This is a genomic window from Flavobacteriales bacterium (genome assembly GCA_016699575.1).
GTDB lineage: Bacteria > Bacteroidota > Bacteroidia > Flavobacteriales_F > PHOS-HE28 > PHOS-HE28.
Map to the genome: position 1 here is coordinate 404241 of CP064979.1, position 16558 is coordinate 420798.

The following is a 16558-nucleotide window of genomic DNA, read 5'->3' on the forward strand; positions in this document are numbered from 1 at the left end:
GTCCTTCACCGGCAAACCACTAATACCATGCTGCACACCTCCGCCTTCTGGAAGTACCACTTCCAGCACAACCTCACCGTTCAACGCGTCGACTGGTCCACCGCTCCGCAGCTTACGGATGCCGAGCGCGCCAACATCATCTACTCGCTGAAGGCGTGGCAACTGGGCGAGACCAGCGACGGCCGCCACCTGCTGGCCGCCACACGCAAGTACGCCGCGCGCATCGGCGATCCTGACTACGTGCAGGCGGTGGAACTCTTCATCAAGGAAGAGCAGAAGCACGGCGGCAACCTTGGCCGGTACATCGATGCCATCGGCGAGCAACGCACGCGCTCCGACTGGGGCGATACGCTGTTCCGTAAGGTGCGCTACTTCAACACCAGCATGGAGCTCTGGACCATCGCGGTGATCATCGTGGAAAGCGCGGCGCAAGTCTTCTACCAAGCCCTGCACGATGCCACGCACTGTCCGTTGCTCAGGAGCATCTGCACCGACATCCTCGTCGATGAAGCGCACCACATCAAGTTCCAGAACGAGCGCCTGCACATCATCTTCCAGCGCAAGGGGTTCTACAACAAGGCGCTCTCCCTCCTGCTTTACTCCTTCCTGTTCTTCGGCACCATCCACGCCGTGTGGTGGGGCCACCGGCGAGCGCTCAAGGCTGGCGGCGTGGACCGCAAGACCTTCATGCGGCGCATGTACTACAAGTTCTTCAGCAGCATGAAGTTCCTGCACGCGGCACCCGCGGCGGAAGAACGCGTGGCATTCGCCTGATCGTCAGTTGCCGCCCTCCTCGAACCGCGCAGGTGCGGTGTTCACCGGGATCGCCTGCGGCACCATTGTCTCGTCGCGGAAGAAGTCGATGGCGTGGAGGTCGATGAGGTGCACGTCGGTGAAGTAGTGGTGCAGGATATCGGTGTACGTGCGCCCGCGCCGGGCCATGTGCATGGCGCCCTCCTGGCACAAGCCAACGCCGTGGCCGAAGCCCCGGCCTTCCATGACCACGCTATCCCCTTCCGGTCGGACGGAGAAGAGACCGCTGTTCAGTTTCCAATCGCTGCGCACCTGCACCACGGGAACGGCCGGGATGATGCCCGGTAGTTGAAGATTGCTTCTGTCCGCGGGAATGTTCACCGCGGCAGCGACCAGCGCACTGTCGTTGATGTTCACCTTCCACTTGCGGTGCAGGTAGCCGAGCCAATCGCTGCGGCTGATCGTTCGGGTCCAGGTGGCATGCGGTTCTGCCATGCAAAAGGTGTCGACTACCGAGCGCAGGTACGGTTCGCTCTTGCTCCACACGTTCTCGGCGTTCACCGTGGCCCCACCACAGTTGCTGTGGAAGGTCGCGTGGATGAGCTTGATACCGGCATCCACCAGCACCATGTCTTCAGTAGCCGCCACGGCAGCAAGGATGTCCGCATTCTGCGTTCGACCTTGGTACACCTGGCAATGCACGGCGTCGCACACTTCGAAGCCATCGGGCAGGTGCTTGCGGATGTTGGTGGTGGCGTACGTGCGGCAGGTGACCGCCTGCAGTTTGTAGTACTCGGCGGTGTGGTCCTTGCCTGCTTCGCTTTGTATGACACCCGCCGTGTAGTCTTCCATGCCCACATGGTTCGTGAGCGCCAAGCGCCCCCCCTTGGCATCAACGCGCAGGTGGCCCGGGTAGGTGCGCTCAGACAACTTGCTATCGAGCACTTTCAACCGGAACGCGCTCTGCGGCACCTTCTGCACCAATTCGATCCATCCGGCAGTGAACGATGCCGCCAGCGACTTCGCCTGCAACTTGCCGTTCACCACTTCAACACGCAAACCATCGTTGGCCAAAAGTTCGCCCACGCGCCTCCCATCGGCCATGATGTTGTAGCCGCCGCCCGCGCTGAGCACCACGATGCGCTCAACGTTCTTATCGCGCAGGATGCCGACACGCACCGCCCGCTCCTGGCCTGCCGAACACAGGAAGAGCAGCACGAAAAGACTACTGAACAAGGCTTTGCCCATGGCGGGCCCGAAACTACCGGGGACGCCTGCGGGCCTCAGGCGGTGCTGTTCAGACTTTTCCACACGGCGCTGGCAACACGCGCTGATGCACCCGCACCTCCCAGCACATGCAGCAGGTCGGCCATGTCGCGGTGCATGTTGTGGCGGTAGTCCGCATCGTGCAATAGCTGGTCGAGCTCGGCCCGCAGCACGCGCTCCGTCATGTGCTCCTGTATCAGCTCCTGCACCACGGGTTTGTCCATGATGAGGTTCACCAGGCTGATGTACTTCACCTTTACCAGCCGCTTGGCCAGCCATACGTTCACCGCGCTGCCTTTGTAGCATACAGCTTCAGGAACGCCGAACAGGGCTGTCTCCAGGGTGGCGGTGCCGCTTGTCACCAGTGCAGCCTTCGACTTCCGCAGCACGCCGTACGTGTCGCCGACCACCAGCTCTGCGTTTGAGCCGCGCATCAATTGCTCATAAAAGCCTCGTGGCACACTGGGCGCCGCAGCCACCAGGAAATCGTAGCGCGGGAAGTGCTTGGCCGCCGCCAGCATCACCGGAAGCATGGTGCCGATCTCCTGCTTTCTGCTCCCGGGAAGCAAGGCTACGTACCGGGAATCTTCCTGGGGTATCTCACGCGGTGGGGCACCAGCGATCTCGTCCAGCAAGGGATGCCCGACGAAATCCACCTCCATGCCATAGCGCGCGTAGAAGTCCTTCTCGAAAGGCAGGATCGTGAACATGCGGTCCACAACCCTTTTGATGGTGTGCACGCGGCCTTTCTTCCATGCCCAGATCTGTGGGCTGATGTAGTAGAACACTTTGATGCCCTGCTCGTGGGCCCACTCCGCAATGCGCAGGTTGAAGCCGGGGTAGTCGATGAGAAAGATCGCATCCGGCTTCCACTGGGCGATGTCCTCCTTGCAGAGGGACATGTTGCGCAGGATGGTGCGCAGGTTCATCACCACTTCGGCAAAGCCCATGAAAGCGAGCTCGCGGTAGTGCTTCACGATGTGCGCCCCTTCGGCCTGCATGCGGTCACCGCCCCACGCGCGCACATCCACCGAAGGTGCAATGGCGCGCAATGCCTTCAGGAAGTTGGCTCCGTGCAGGTCGCCGCTGGCCTCGCCGGCTATAACGTACAAACGTTTGGTCATAACCAACCGTGCTTAACCAACTGTTCGAAGATGATGGCCGGCACCACGTAGAGCGCATAGACGAGCATGGCGATGATCACTCCCCGCATGGCGTTCATCTGCCGCATACGGTCGAAGAAGAAGAACAAGAAAGCATCTGCTATCAGGCTCAGCGAAACGATCTGCGTCCGATAGACCGGCGTCCCGAGAAAGAGATCATTGACGAACCAGCCGATGTCGTGCTGTGGCCTGATGGCGGTGACGTAGATGCCGCCATAGGCGAAGAACCCGAGCACCGGGAAGATCAGGCCGAGCGTGAAGCCCACACCGGTCCGATCAGTGGAGGGCATGCTTCCATGTGTTCAGCTCGGCAATGGCATGGTGCGCCGTCATGTCGAACTGCACCGGCACCACGCTAGCAAACCCGTTGTTGACAGCCCACACATCAGTGTCCTCGCCTAGGTCTGCGTCCTTGAAGCGGCCCTTCAACCAGTAGTAGGCTTTGCCAGTGGGATCGCGGCGCATCTCGAAATCGTCTTCCCAGTTGCCCCAAGCTTGGCGGCACACGCGCAGTCCCTTGAGCGGTTGGCCCTCGTCCTTCGGTATGTTCACGTTGAGGCAGCTGCCCTTGGGCATGCCTTGCTGCATCACATTGCCGGTAACGCTGCGGACGACCGGGCGCACGCGGGTGAAATCCGCGTCGATGCTGTGGTCCATGAGCGAGAAGCCGATGCTCGGGATGCCCTCCAATGCCCCTTCCACCGCAGCGCTCATGGTGCCGCTGTACAGCACGTTGATACTGATGTTGCTTCCGTGGTTGATACCGCTCACCAACAGGGCTGGCTTCCCTTTGATGACCTCGTAGATGGCCAGCTTCACGCAATCGACCGGTGTTCCGCTGCACGCGTATGCTTCGACCCCCTCCGACATTTCCACCTTTTGGAGCCGCAGGTAACTGTGGATGGTAATTGCATGGCCCATGGCGCTCTGGGGCTTGTCGGGAGCCACCACCAGGACACGACCGAAAGCCTTCATCTCCTCGGCCAGCGTGCGGATGCCCGTGGCGGTGATGCCATCGTCGTTGGTGACGAGAATGAGCGGTTGTTCTGCCATCGGGGCGCGAAGCTAGGTCCATGGGACCATGTGCTCATGTGTCCATGCTGCCATGTGGCCAATTGCCTCTTCACCAGGACTGGTCAGAACCACCATTGGCATCGCTTACCGAGCATTGCGAAGACGACTACCTTCACATTCAAACTCAAACATCATGTTAAAGATGTCAGTTCAGTCCAGCGCGTTCAGTCCAGCGCGTTCAGTCCAGCGCGTTCAGTCCAGCGCGTTCAAGAAGCAAGTAGAAACCGTGACCGCCGACGAAGGCATTGGTGGCGGTCGATCATGGCAGGGCTTGCTTTGCTCTGCCTCGCACCGGCAGCGCAGGCGGTAACGTACTCCTTCAACAACCAAACACTGGCGACGTTCACGGCGCGCATCCAGTATTACACCTTCACCAACGTGCTGGTGAACTTTGGGCTGCTCACCGTACCACCGGGGCAGAACACCTTCACGTTACCGGCCAACTGCGATAGGATCTTCGGTGTTCGGGTGTACGCCCCTGCAGGTTGCGGAGGGCAAAGCACATTTTTCAAGTGCGCGCAAACGCATCCACCGCCTATGTTTCCCCAGGTGCTAGCTGCCTGTGACACGTGCATCAGCATCCCGGACACCTTGGGCAACGTGCAGTACGTGGCGCACGATGGTCCCTACTGGATCAATACCATGGCCTGTCCGGCACTGAACCCTGGCGGCCCAGGCCCTTTCAAGATCTGCACAGACCACAGCACAGTCAATCAGGTTCTTGACTACGGTCCCTGTTGCAACAACAAAGGCTGCCGGATTTCCGGCGCCGTGCCACCTAGCTGCGATTGCCCATGAAAGCCTGGATCACATATCTGAACGCGATTGCGCTGCTATTGAGCGTTGTTGCACGCGCTCAAGCTCCCACCCTTTTCTACGCCCAGGAACAAACTCGCGACAGCGTACGCCTCGATTTCAGTCCAGGGCCGGTTGTGGTCGATTCCACAAACTTCACCGCTGGCATTCACGCCGGGTCCCATCTCTTGTGCGATCCTGCCACGGGCGATATACTGTTCGCCTCAACCATTTCCGGCATCCTGGACGCCAATGGGACGACACTGCTCAATGGCAACACCGTCAACGGCGGCTTCGTCATACCACGACCATCGTCCATCTCGACCTACTACGTATTAACCTGGACGTACGACAACCAGACCAATACGTTCGGCCTGGTGTATTCGGAGGTGGACTTGGCTGCGGAAGGTGGTACGGGAGCGGTGGTTTTGCCGTCAGCAAGGCCCTTGGCCGAGGGCCTCGGCATCCTCTTTTTCGGACTTTCCAGCCCCGATGGTTCGGCGCATTGGATTTTTGTAAGCAAGGTGAACACGACTGAGTTGCTTCGCTTCAAGGTCAGCGCCCTCGACGGCTTCCAGGAAGAGCCGGACACAGTGCAGATCAGTGGCGTGGTGAACTTGGGAGGGGCCAATGCTTCGGTATCCCATACGAACTCGAGGGTATCCATCATCAAGGCTGTGTCGAACGATGGAGTATTGGTGCTCGACGCGGACCCCTTCAACGGCACCTTGTCGAACCCTCGTTCAATCCTCGGCAGCGCAACCAGCTTGGACGGAGCCTCGGCGTTGAGCAGCAACGGCGAGGTGCTGTACGTGTCCAGTTCCGCTTACGGGTTGCCAAGGTTGTGGCAATACGACCTAACGCAATCTGATGAACAAAGCGTTATGGCCACTGAACTTGGGATTTCAGGATTAGACTCCGCCTTTGTCCTCCACACATACCCATTCCTCGGTTCTGATGGTCGTGTCTATATGACACATGACGATTGCGCGCAGGACGCCGCGAGTTTCATGTCCTACTTGGAATCCCCCAATACTCTGGGACAAGGCTGTGGTGCGAACTGGCGGGCGATCGGTCTTGGACCGTCGTATGATACGCCATGCTCGTATCACCCCACCGTGTTCTGGCCGTACATGGGTGCGGTTGGTATTGCGGAATGGAGTTCCGGAAGCGTCGCAACCTTGCAGGTGTTCCCATCCCCCGCTTCCAACGTCATCACCGTATCGCGCGGCTCGGCGCTGCGCGGCCCGGCACATCTGCACGTTTTGGATGAGCAAGGCCGGTTGGTGCACGACCAATCTTGGCCGAACGCCGTGCAAGCTGTTCCGCTCGATGTGTCCACATGGGCAGTGGGGGTTTATCATCTGCGTGCCCTATCGGATGAAGGGCAAATGGCCACAGGGCGCTTTGCGGTGCAGTAAAGCACCGATCGCAGAACGACCATGGAGGGGCCGTCCGGAGGGATCGGGCGGCCCTTCTGTTGTTTCGGACGGGTGTGGTCATGTGCTCCCTATGTACAATTGCCCGTTGAACACCACATTCGCATCCCCATGGGCACGACATGTCCCGCCGAAGCGGGATGAGCGCATGGACACATGAGCACATGAAGAAGCCCATCCACCCGCCCGGTGCTGCCAAGCCGCTGGCACCCTACACTCCTGCGATCGAAACGAACGGCTTCGTGTTCCTGAGCGGACAGATCGCATTGAAGGGCGATAGCGGTGACCTGGCCATGGGCAGTATCGAAGAGGAGACCACGCAGGTGATGGAGAACATCGGCCTGTTGCTCCGCGCAGCCGGGCTCGGTTACGACCACCTGGTGAAGGTGACCATCTTCCTCAGCGACATGGCGCACTACCAAGCCGTGAACACCGTTTACGGATCGTATTTCAAGGCGGCGCCCCCCGCCCGTGAAGCCGTTGCGGTGAAAGGGCTACCACGCGGGGTGAACGTGGAGATCAGTGGGGTCGCAAGCCGGGACTGAATCAGCGTTGCCGGTTCGTCTTGCGCCATCGGGCGTGCCCCCCTTTCATGTCGACAACACGCCGGAATCCCTTCCTTTTCATACGTCGAGCGGCCAAGGGGCTGCGGTGACCGGTCTCGCAATACAGAAAGACCAGCTCATTGCGGTCCAAGTGCTCGACCATACGCCCGAACTTCAATGAGAAGTAGCTGTAGTTGACCGCCCCGTGCAGGTGCGACTTCCGATGCTCTGCCGGTGTCCGCACATCAATGATGATGTGGTCGGCGTTGCCCTTCAGCATGGCTGCATATTCAGCAGGGCCAAGCTTCTCGTAGCTGAAATCGGGGGTGCTCCGCACCGAGAAGCAGCCCGGAAGAACCAAGAGTGCAGACATGGCTCCAGCATGCAAGGGGTATCCCCGGCCAACCCAACCAAAGACCTTGTCCAGGCGGCTCAATTCAATCGTTTCAACTGGCTTCCGAATGCGGCTGTCATACCTACTGCCATGAGTGGACCGATAACGCCCAACTGGCTCCATGGCAACACCACCATGGGCAGGAAAATGCCGATGATCTGGGCTGCAGCGTACGTATAGAAGCCGCTCCGTTTCGCCCGCCAGATACCGATGGTGCCCACCAGCCTGACAAGTGTGCGCATGAAGAGCAATCCCAGCAGCAGCGCGCCGCTCGCATGCAACAGCGGCAGCATGATATCCATCTGGGCCAGGTCTTCCTCCGGCATGCCGCTGCGCATGGGCCCCAAGGCTTCCTCCGCCTTCGCGGCGAACTCATCGTAGGGCATGCGCCCCACCGCGCTCATGGCCAGCCATCCGATGCCATAGACCAGCAGGAAAGCGCCCGTGTTGATAAAGCTCAGGATACCCAGAACGGAAATGACACCGGGGCGTTCGGAGCTCCCTGCTCCATCGGGCTGGTATTGTGCTGGCATGGGTCCGGTGTTGTGCGCAAAGTAACCCGGCAAAGCCACTTCATTGAACGGCTACATTCGCCCCGCTCTTCGGGGCATCCAACAAAACATGAGCTACGACGTCATTGTTCTCGGCAGCGGCCCAGGCGGCTATGTGGCGGCCATCCGTGCCAGCCAACTCGGTTTGAAAACAGCGGTGGTGGAGCGCGAGGCGCTCGGCGGCATCTGCCTCAACTGGGGCTGCATCCCCACCAAGGCCCTGCTGAAGAGCGCGCAGGTGTTCGAGTACATCAATCACGCGAAGGACTACGGCATCACCGTTAGCGGCGGCAGCGCCGACATGAAGGCCGTGGTGCAGCGCAGCCGCGATGTGGCCAAGGGCATGAGCAACGGCGTGCAGTTCTTGATGAAGAAGAACAAGATCGACGTGATCATGGGCACCGGCATGCTGCAGCCCGGCAAGAAGATCGAAGTGACCGGCGCCGACGGCAAGAAGCAAGTGGTGGAAGGCAAGCACATCATTATAGCTACCGGCGCCCGCAGCCGTGCTCTGCCCAACCTGCCGCAGGACGGCAAGAAGATCATCGGGTACCGCGAGGCCATGGTGCTGGCCGGGCAGCCCAAGAGCATGGTGGTGGTGGGCAGCGGTGCCATCGGCAGCGAGTTCGCCTACTTCTACAATGCCATGGGCACCAAGGTGACCTTGGTGGAGTTCATGCCGAACATCGTTCCGGTGGAAGATGAGGAAGTGAGCAAGCAGTTGGAGAAGAGCTTCAAAAAGGCCGGCATCGAGGTGATGGTGAGCAGCGAGGTGACCAGCGTGGACACCAAGGGCAAAGGCTGCGTGGTAACCGTGAAGAACGCCGCTGGCGAGAAGAAGATCGAATGCGATGTGGTCCTGAGCGCCGTGGGCATCGCTGCCAACATCGAAGGGATCGGGCTGGAGGCCGTGGGCATCGTCACGGACAAAGGCAAGATCAAAGTGAACGAGTTCTATGCCACCAACATGCCGGGCTACTATGCCATCGGCGATGTGACACCAGGTCAGGCACTGGCACACGTGGCGAGCGCAGAAGGCATCATTTGCGTGGAGAAGATCGCGGGACAGAACCCGCACGCGCTGGACTACAACAACATCCCCGGCTGCACGTACTGCTCACCCGAAGTGGCGAGCGTGGGCATGACGGAGAAGCAGGCCAAGGAGAAAGGCCTTGCCATCAAGGTGGGCAAGTTCCCCTTCACCGCCAGCGGCAAGGCCAGTGCGGGCGGCAACAAGGACGGCTTCGTGAAGCTCATCTTCGATGCCAAGTACGGCGAACTGCTGGGCGCGCACATGATCGGCGCGAACGTGACGGAAATGATCGCCGAGTGCGTGAGCATCCGCAAGCTGGAGACCACGGGCCACGAGATCATCAAGACCGTGCACCCGCACCCGACGATGAGCGAGGCCATCATGGAAGCGGCGGCCGCAGCGTACGGGGAGGTCATTCACTTGTGAAGTGGAAAGCTGGAAGTTGGAATAGCGAGCGCACCGACTTTCAGCTTTCCACTTTCTCTTTTCAGCTTTCGTTCATGTGCGGCATCGCCGGAGACTTCACCTACGCAGGAAGCGATCCAAATTCGGCTGAACGCGTCCGCGCTGCGCTGACCTGTCTCGCGCACCGCGGGCCTGATGATGAAGGTGTTTACCAGGAGGGCAGCTGCGTGCTCGGCCAACGGCGCCTCAGCATCATCGACACGAGCAGTGCCGGGCATCAACCGTTCACCGACAATGGCGGCCCCGCCTCGGCGGGCAAGCGCTACACCATCACCTTCAACGGCGAGGTCTTCAACTACAAAGAGCTCCGTGCAGGCCTGGAAGCACAAGGCCACAGCTTCCGCAGCCACAGCGACACGGAAGTAGCGCTGCGCCTCTACACGCAGAAAGGACCTGCCTTCCTGCACGACCTCAACGGATTCTTCGCGCTGGCGATCCACGACAAGGAAACCGACGAGCTCTTCATTGCCCGCGACCGCTACGGTGTGAAGCCGTTGCTGTACACTGAGCACGAAGGCCACTTCCTTTTCGCAAGTGAACTGCGCGCATTGATGGCCATGGGTATACCAAGGAACGTCGATGGAACATCCGTCCACCAGTACTTCGACCTGCAGTTCATTCCCGCGCCGGACAGCGCGTTGCTCGGTGTGCACAAGCTCATGCCCGGGGAGCGCGCGACCGTGAACGCGCATGGCCTCCGCAAGGAACGTTGGTACGATCTGCAGAAGGCGGCACGCGCGCCCGGTCCAAGGAAAGACATCAAGAGCGATCTTTTCTCCCTGCTCGATGAGGCCGTGAAGCTCAGGCTCATTGCCGATGTTCCGGTGGGCACCTTCCTGAGCGGCGGTTTGGACAGCAGCATCGTAAGCGCCTTGGCAAAGCGGCACCACCGCGATCTGCGCACGTTCAGCATCGGATTCCCCGAAGAGCACTACTTCGATGAAACCGAACATGCCGAGCGCACCGCCGCGCACATCGGTAGCGAGCATACCACCTTCAAGCTCACACGGGACGATCTGGCCGAGGCCTATCCGCGCTTGCTCGCCAACATCGACGAACCGTTCGCTGACAGTTCGGCCCTCCCCTCCTTCATCCTGTGCGAGCGCACCAAGCAGAATGTCACGGTTGCATTGAGCGGCGACGGGGCTGATGAGGTTTTCGGCGGATACCGGAAGCACCAAGCAGAGTTGCGCATGCGCGCGCCGGGCATGGTAGAGCGGGTCGTGCACATGCTTGGGCCGTTGTGGTCCGCAGTGCCACGGTCCCGCAACAACCTTGTGTCCGATACCGCGCGCAAACTGCACCGCTTCGCGGAACTCGCCGGGCACACGGCGGCCGAGCGCTGGTGGCGCCTGGCCGCGCAAGGGGCCGAAGCCCGAGAGCAACACTTGCTTGCCTTGCCCATGGATGAAAGGGCCTTCGCCGCAAGGAAACAAGCCTTGACAGGTGCGTTGACCGGCGCCGGCGACATGAACGATTTCCTTCTTGCCGATCTGCAAAGCGTGCTACCGGACAACATGCTGCACAAAGTGGACCTCACGAGCATGGCCCATGCACTTGAGGTGAGGACACCTTTCCTCGACCGTCGCGTTGTTGAACTCGCCTTCTCCCGTCCGGCTTCGATGAAATTCAGCCGGGGAAGAGGCAAACAACTGCTCCGCGACACGTTCGGGCATCTTCTTCCGTTGTCAACGAACACGCGCCGTAAGCAAGGCTTCGATGTGCCCTTGCGCGATCTGTTCCTGGGCCCTCTGACCGGTCTGGTGGCGGAACTGACCGCTCCCGACCTCCTGCGCTCAGCAGGCATGGACCCTTCAAAGGCCCATGCGCTCAAGGGCCGACTTGCTTCGACAGACCCGGGCGAGTCGCAGGCAACCGTGCACGCGCTGCTCGTCTACGTATCGTGGTGGAAAAGATGGATGGTCTGAGACCGTTCGATGAGAGGCCAACCCGGTAAGTTCGCGTCCCTTAACAAACAAGGCCGTGGCCTTGGCGAAGGCTGTTCAGCGCAAAATGCCCCGCGTACTCCGCATCATCAACCGGTTCAACTTGGGAGGGCCCACGCACAATGTGGCCTACCTGAGCAAGTACCTCGCACCGGAGTTTGAAACACTGCTCGTTGGCGGCAAGTGGGGGGAGAACGAGGAAGGCAGCCAGCACATCCTCGACAACCTGGACCTGAAGCCGGTCTTCCTGCCTGAAATGCAGCGGGAGGTGGCGCCTTGGCGGGATCGGGCGGCCTATCGGCGCATCAAGAAGATCATCCAGGATTTCAAGCCGGACATCGTGCACACGCACGCCGCGAAAGCCGGGGCCGTTGGCCGCATGGCAGCCGCCGACCTCGGGGTGCCCGTGATCGTGCACACCTTCCATGGGCACGTGTTCCACAGCTATTTCGGTGCTGTGCGGACAGCGCTCTACAAGAACATTGAACGGTTCCTCGCCAAACGCAGCACACGCATCGTGGCCATCAGCGAGCGGCAGAAACAGGAACTGGTGGAAGAGCACCGGATCTGCCCTGCGGAAAAGGTCACTGTCATCCCGCTCGGTTTCGATCTCTCACGTTTCCAGGACGAGCAATCGGCCAAACGCAAGTTGTTCCGCAAGGTTTACGGTGTGGATGATGACGAAGTAGCCATCGGCATCGTAGGCCGTTTGGTGCCGGTGAAGAACCACGACCTCTTCCTGGGAGCATTGCGCAATGTGCAGGAGCGCACCGGAAAGCGGGTCCGCGCTTTCATCGTCGGCGACGGCGAGGAGCGCGAGCGGCTGGAACAGAAGGTGGGTGAAATGGGATTGAGCATGGCCAAGGGCCCGTACTTCAACGGACACGGTTTCGGTCATGGCGTCAACGGCAAACCAGTGGTTCCAAAGGCCACGGTAACCTTCACCAGTTGGATCAAGGAGATCGACATCGTGAACGCCGGTGTGGACGTGGTGGCCCTCACCTCATTGAACGAAGGGACCCCTGTCAGCCTGATCGAAGCCCAAGCGAGCAACCGACCGATCGTAAGCACCCGGGTGGGCGGTATTGAGAACGTAGTGCTGCCCGGCAAAACAGCGCTCTTGAGCGCCAGCCAGGACGAACACGGCCTGAGCGAGAATCTGCTACGGGTGGTGGAGGACGAGCATTTGCGCAGCACAATGAGCAGCGCCGGCTGGCAGCACGTAAAAGCCCGTTACCACTACAGCCGACTGGTGGAAGACACGGCCGCCATGTACAGGCATTTGCTCGCCTGATCCGGGCGGCGGGGATGGTTACTTTTGGCCGCCTTGCAAAGAGGCTATCCGCATGAAAGGAAGTTGGAGGGTTGGTACGGCCATGGCAGCACTGGTGCTTCTGGCAACCGGATGCACCGTGAACCGGGACATCATGTTCAAAACACCGGTCGATTACGCCTTTGATCAGCTGCCCGATTCCGCGCCGCCGACGTTCGAGATACAACCGAACGACAACCTGCAGTTCCGCCTGTTCGCCAATGGTGGTTTCCGCATGATCGACTTCGTTTCTGACGAAGGGGCCAATGCCATGACGGTTCAGCGTATGACCTTCACCTACGTTGTGGAGCACGATGGCATGGTGAAGCTTCCCATCATCGGACGGGTCCCGATCGCCGGTCTCACCCTGCGCCAAGCTGAGATGATGCTGGAGGACAAGTACAGCGCCTCCTACAAGGATCCTTTCGTGCAATTGCAGGTTTCGAACCGGCGGGTCGTTGTGTTCAATGGTGGCGGTGGGTCGGCCAAAGTGATAGCCATCGAGAACAACAACCCGACGCTCTTGGAGGTATTGGGAATGGCGGGTGGATTGGACGCTAGGGGCAATGCCCACAAGGTGAAGGTCTTCCGGCGCAAGGACGGGCAATCGGGGCGCCATATCTACCAGTTCGACCTCTCCGACATCAACGGGCTTCCTTACGGCGACATGATCATGCAAGGCGATGATGTTATTTATGTGCAACCCAATCCGGACATTGCACGAGAGGTGCTGCAGGACCTCACGCCCGTCATATCACTGCTCACCAGTGTGGTGCTGGTCATCGGCATTGTCAACGGCCTGAGCAGATGATCAACGAGGACATCAGCCAGCGGAACCTCAATTTCGAGAGCTACCGCGAGCGGATCACGAACTTCAGCAATGAGTTCGAGCTTGGCTTGTTCCTGTACATTTTCAAGCGTTCCTCGATCTGGATCGGCATGTGCCTTTTGCTGGCCGGCACGGCCGCGTTCCTGTACATGCGCTACACCCCCAAGAGCTACGAGAGCAAGGCGTTGATGCAATTCCAGCAGAGCAACACCGCCCAGCAAGTGCTGAACGTGGACCAGTTCCTGGAAGCGCAGAACCTTACGGCCGATGTGGAACTGCTCCACTCGAGGTTCTTTCTACTGCGCGCCCTGAAACGCATCCCCATGGAGGTGAGCTATTTCTCGAAGGGCAGCATCCTGACGAACGAGCTCTATGTGGGCAGCCCGCTGGTCCTCGAAGACCTTCAAGTACTGGACGAGCGGATCCGTGAGACCCCCATCGGCATTACATCGGCAGGTACCGGAACCGCGGAACTATCCTATACCCTTGACAAGGAAGTGGATCGGACGGTGATGAACGGAACGCGGATAACAACCCCGCACTTCACCGCCACTGTGCGTTTGGACGGCCCCGGCCTTGACGCCAAGTTGGCCGCCGGTGATCAGCTCTACCTGAAAGTGAACAACGCGCAGTCCTTGGCCGGGAAGCTTGCCGGCCAGGTCGGCGTGCGGATCGTGGATCCGCATGCCAAAACCGTGGCGGTAACGTGCGTGGACAACAACGAGTACATAGCCCGCGACGTGGTGAAAGCCATTATCGAGGAATTCGCCGAGTACGATGTTGAACGTCGCCGCGAAAGTTCCGAGAGCATCCTTCGGTTCATCGCGTCACAAAAAGACACGGTGTTCAATGAACTGCGCAAGAACGAGTTCGACCTGAAGTACCTGCAGACCACCAACAGGGTGAGCGACAAATCCGGCCTCACAGCGATCTATTTGAGCAGGCAGGAGGACTACGAGAACAAGATGGCCGAGGTGCGCATAGAGGAGAACCTGTTGAGCGAGATCGAGCGAGCCACGCTGGCCCAGGACGCATCTGTTGATGTACACCACCTTATACCCCTGCTGGTGGGCACCCCGTACGCACAAACGTTCGATGAACTGATCCGCCACCTCAGGGCCATGTTGGCCGAACGCGACCTTATGGCCACGGAGGCCACTCCGAGCCACACCGGGTTGAAAGCCTTGGACGACCGGATCCAGGTGCAACGGACCATGATCATCGAGAGCGTGGCGCACATGCGCGAGCGTTTCGCCCGCCGTAAAGCCCAATACGAACAGCAGCTCAGCGAATTCGAGCGCCAATTCCTCGCACTTCCTGAAAAAGAGCTCGAGTTCGCCCGGCTCTCGCGGCTCTACAACATCAACGAGAAATACTACACGCAGTTGCTCGAGAAGGACATCGAATACCGTATCAGCCGGGCCGGTTTCGTTTCGGGCAACAGGACTTTGGAAGAACCCGAACTGGCCAAGGCGGCAGTGGCCCCCGATGGCCGCTTGGTGTACGTCTCCTACCTGAGCGTCGGGGCGGTGATCGCGCTGTTGATCATCCTGGTCCGGTACATTCTCCACGACAACATCACGTCCCTGTTCGACATCGCCAAGCAGTCCCAAGCGTCCATCGGGATCCTGGGTATGATCCCGAAGTACAAGAAGGAGATCCCCATCAGCCAATTGCTGGTGGACAAGAACCCGAAGAGCCTGATCGCGGAGAGCTTCAGGACCATTAGGACCAATCTGCAGTTCGTCGACAATACCACGGGATCGAAGATCATCGCCATCACCAGCACGATCAGTGGCGAGGGCAAGACCTTCGTGGCCATCAACCTTGCCGGCATCATCAGCTTCAGCGGCAAGCGTGTTATCGTGCTCGACCTTGACATGCGCAAACCGAAGATCCACCTCGGCTTCGGCGTGGAGAACATCCGGGGCATGAGCACCCTGCTTATCGGGAAGGATGCCTTGGAGAATTGCATCAACCACAGCACGATCCCCGGCCTCGACTTCATTACCGCCGGCCCCATACCGCCGAACCCCTCGGAGCTCATCATCAGTGATATCATGGGCCAGCTCCTCGATCGCCTCAAAGGCATGTACGACATCATCCTCATCGACAACCCACCCGTGGGCCTTGTTACCGACGGCCTGGCCATGATCCAGAAGGCGGACTACCCGATCTACATCTTCAGGAGCGACTACAGCAAGAAACAGTTCGTGCAGAACGTGGACCGGATGATCAACGAGAACAAGATCACCAAGATGAGCGCCATCCTGAACGGCGTGGACATCGACCGCAACAAGTACGGCTACAATTATGGTTACGGTTACGGCTATGGCTACGGTTACGGCTATGGGTACGGTGGGTATTACGAGGACCGAGGCAAGGACCAAGACTCGGTGAAGCTCCCGTTCGGCCTGGGGAACCGCAAGAAGAAGGGTGCATGACCGTTGAGACCACCCCCCTGCACGGGCTGCTCGTTCTCGTCCCGAGGATCTTCAGTGACGACCGCGGATGGTTCTTTGAATCGTTCAACGCCCGTGGCTTCATGGAGCGCACCGGCGTTGAGCCCCATTTCGTCCAGGACAACGAAAGCCGATCGGCCGCGAACGTGCTCCGAGGCCTCCACATCCAAGCCGAACCGCACAGTCAAGGAAAATTGGTGCGCGTGGTCTGTGGTGCGGTGCTCGACGTGTGCGTTGATGTCCGACCTGGTAGCCCAACGTTCGGGCGGCACTTCGCCATGCGCCTGGACGGCCGGGAAAAGAAAATGCTTTGGATACCCGAAGGTTTCGCACACGGTTTCCTCTCCTTGGAGGAAGGAACGGTGTTCAACTACAAATGCACCCGGTTCTTCAACCCTGCGAGCGAACGGACCATACTCTGGAACGACCCGGCCCTTGGTATCGCGTGGGGCGTGGATGCTCCCATGGTCAGCGATAAGGACCGCAAAGGAATCCCGTTGCAGGAATACGCAGCAACAGTGCACGCCTGAG

At 59.7% G+C, this 16558-nt stretch carries 16 protein-coding genes; 10 read left to right on the top strand and 6 right to left on the bottom strand.

Annotation, left to right across the window (positions count from 1 at the left end; genetic code table 11):
* The first annotated feature begins 27 nt into the window (after positions 1 to 27).
* Positions 28 to 774, top strand: a complete 747-nt coding sequence (locus tag IPJ76_01800) for a ferritin-like domain-containing protein (GenBank protein ID QQR86987.1) — start codon at positions 28 to 30, stop codon at positions 772 to 774.
* A 3-nt stretch (positions 775 to 777) separates the two neighbouring features.
* Here the strand turns inward: IPJ76_01800 and IPJ76_01805 are convergent, their stop codons facing one another.
* The 4 genes from IPJ76_01805 to surE are packed head-to-tail and all read right to left on the bottom strand — an operon-like array spanning position 778 to position 4235.
* A complete protein-coding gene (locus tag IPJ76_01805) occupies positions 778 to 2001 on the bottom strand; it encodes a SpoIID/LytB domain-containing protein (protein ID QQR86988.1) in 1224 nt (407 codons plus the stop codon).
* 35 nt (positions 2002 to 2036) lie between these two features.
* Positions 2037 to 3143, bottom strand: coding sequence for a lipid-A-disaccharide synthase (gene lpxB, locus IPJ76_01810; protein ID QQR86989.1), 1107 nt, complete (start codon positions 3141 to 3143; stop codon positions 2037 to 2039).
* Positions 3140 to 3472, bottom strand: coding sequence for a hypothetical protein (locus tag IPJ76_01815; GenBank protein QQR86990.1), 333 nt, complete (start codon positions 3470 to 3472; stop codon positions 3140 to 3142). The genes lpxB and IPJ76_01815 overlap by 4 nt, the downstream gene beginning before the upstream one ends.
* Positions 3459 to 4235, bottom strand: coding sequence for a 5'/3'-nucleotidase SurE (gene surE, locus IPJ76_01820; protein ID QQR86991.1), 777 nt, complete (start codon positions 4233 to 4235; stop codon positions 3459 to 3461). The genes IPJ76_01815 and surE overlap by 14 nt, the downstream gene beginning before the upstream one ends.
* A gap of 282 nt (positions 4236 to 4517) precedes the next feature.
* Between surE and IPJ76_01825 the strand changes: the two genes are divergently transcribed.
* The 3 genes from IPJ76_01825 (at position 4518) to IPJ76_01835 (ending at position 7035) form a co-directional block, all read left to right on the top strand.
* On the top strand, positions 4518 to 5054 hold the full coding sequence (locus tag IPJ76_01825) for a hypothetical protein (GenBank protein QQR86992.1): 537 nt from the start codon (positions 4518 to 4520) through the stop codon (positions 5052 to 5054).
* Complete coding sequence (locus tag IPJ76_01830; protein ID QQR86993.1) at positions 5051 to 6472, top strand: hypothetical protein; 1422 nt, start codon at positions 5051 to 5053, stop codon at positions 6470 to 6472. Before IPJ76_01825 ends, IPJ76_01830 begins: the two co-directional genes overlap by 4 nt.
* Before the next feature lie 182 nt (positions 6473 to 6654).
* Positions 6655 to 7035, top strand: a complete 381-nt coding sequence (locus IPJ76_01835; protein QQR86994.1) for a RidA family protein — start codon at positions 6655 to 6657, stop codon at positions 7033 to 7035.
* Between the two features lies 1 nt (position 7036).
* On the opposite strand, the gene IPJ76_01840 is transcribed toward IPJ76_01835, so the two are convergent.
* Positions 7037 to 7408: a rhodanese-like domain-containing protein gene (locus IPJ76_01840; protein ID QQR86995.1), complete on the bottom strand. Its 372-nt coding sequence runs from the start codon at positions 7406 to 7408 to the stop codon at positions 7037 to 7039.
* A 59-nt stretch (positions 7409 to 7467) separates the two neighbouring features.
* The gene (locus IPJ76_01845) at positions 7468 to 7962 is read right to left on the bottom strand and encodes a hypothetical protein (GenBank protein ID QQR86996.1); all 495 of its coding nucleotides are present in this window, start codon (positions 7960 to 7962) and stop codon (positions 7468 to 7470) included.
* Between the two features lie 88 nt (positions 7963 to 8050).
* On the opposite strand from IPJ76_01845, the gene lpdA reads away from it, so the two are divergent.
* The 6 genes from lpdA (at position 8051) to rfbC (ending at position 16557) form a co-directional block, all read left to right on the top strand.
* A complete protein-coding gene (gene lpdA / locus IPJ76_01850) occupies positions 8051 to 9439 on the top strand; it encodes a dihydrolipoyl dehydrogenase (GenBank protein ID QQR86997.1) in 1389 nt (462 codons plus the stop codon).
* Positions 9440 to 9513: 74 nt separating this feature from the next.
* The gene (asnB, locus tag IPJ76_01855; protein ID QQR86998.1) at positions 9514 to 11406 is read left to right on the top strand and encodes an asparagine synthase (glutamine-hydrolyzing); all 1893 of its coding nucleotides are present in this window, start codon (positions 9514 to 9516) and stop codon (positions 11404 to 11406) included.
* An 85-nt stretch (positions 11407 to 11491) separates the two neighbouring features.
* A complete protein-coding gene (locus tag IPJ76_01860; protein ID QQR86999.1) occupies positions 11492 to 12718 on the top strand; it encodes a glycosyltransferase in 1227 nt (408 codons plus the stop codon).
* A gap of 82 nt (positions 12719 to 12800) precedes the next feature.
* Positions 12801 to 13547, top strand: a complete 747-nt coding sequence (locus IPJ76_01865) for a polysaccharide biosynthesis/export family protein (GenBank protein ID QQR87000.1) — start codon at positions 12801 to 12803, stop codon at positions 13545 to 13547.
* Positions 13544 to 16009, top strand: coding sequence for a polysaccharide biosynthesis tyrosine autokinase (locus IPJ76_01870; protein QQR87001.1), 2466 nt, complete (start codon positions 13544 to 13546; stop codon positions 16007 to 16009). The genes IPJ76_01865 and IPJ76_01870 overlap by 4 nt, the downstream gene beginning before the upstream one ends.
* The gene (gene rfbC, locus IPJ76_01875) at positions 16006 to 16557 is read left to right on the top strand and encodes a dTDP-4-dehydrorhamnose 3,5-epimerase (protein QQR87002.1); all 552 of its coding nucleotides are present in this window, start codon (positions 16006 to 16008) and stop codon (positions 16555 to 16557) included. The genes IPJ76_01870 and rfbC overlap by 4 nt, the downstream gene beginning before the upstream one ends.
* The last annotated feature ends 1 nt before the right edge of the window (position 16558 follow it).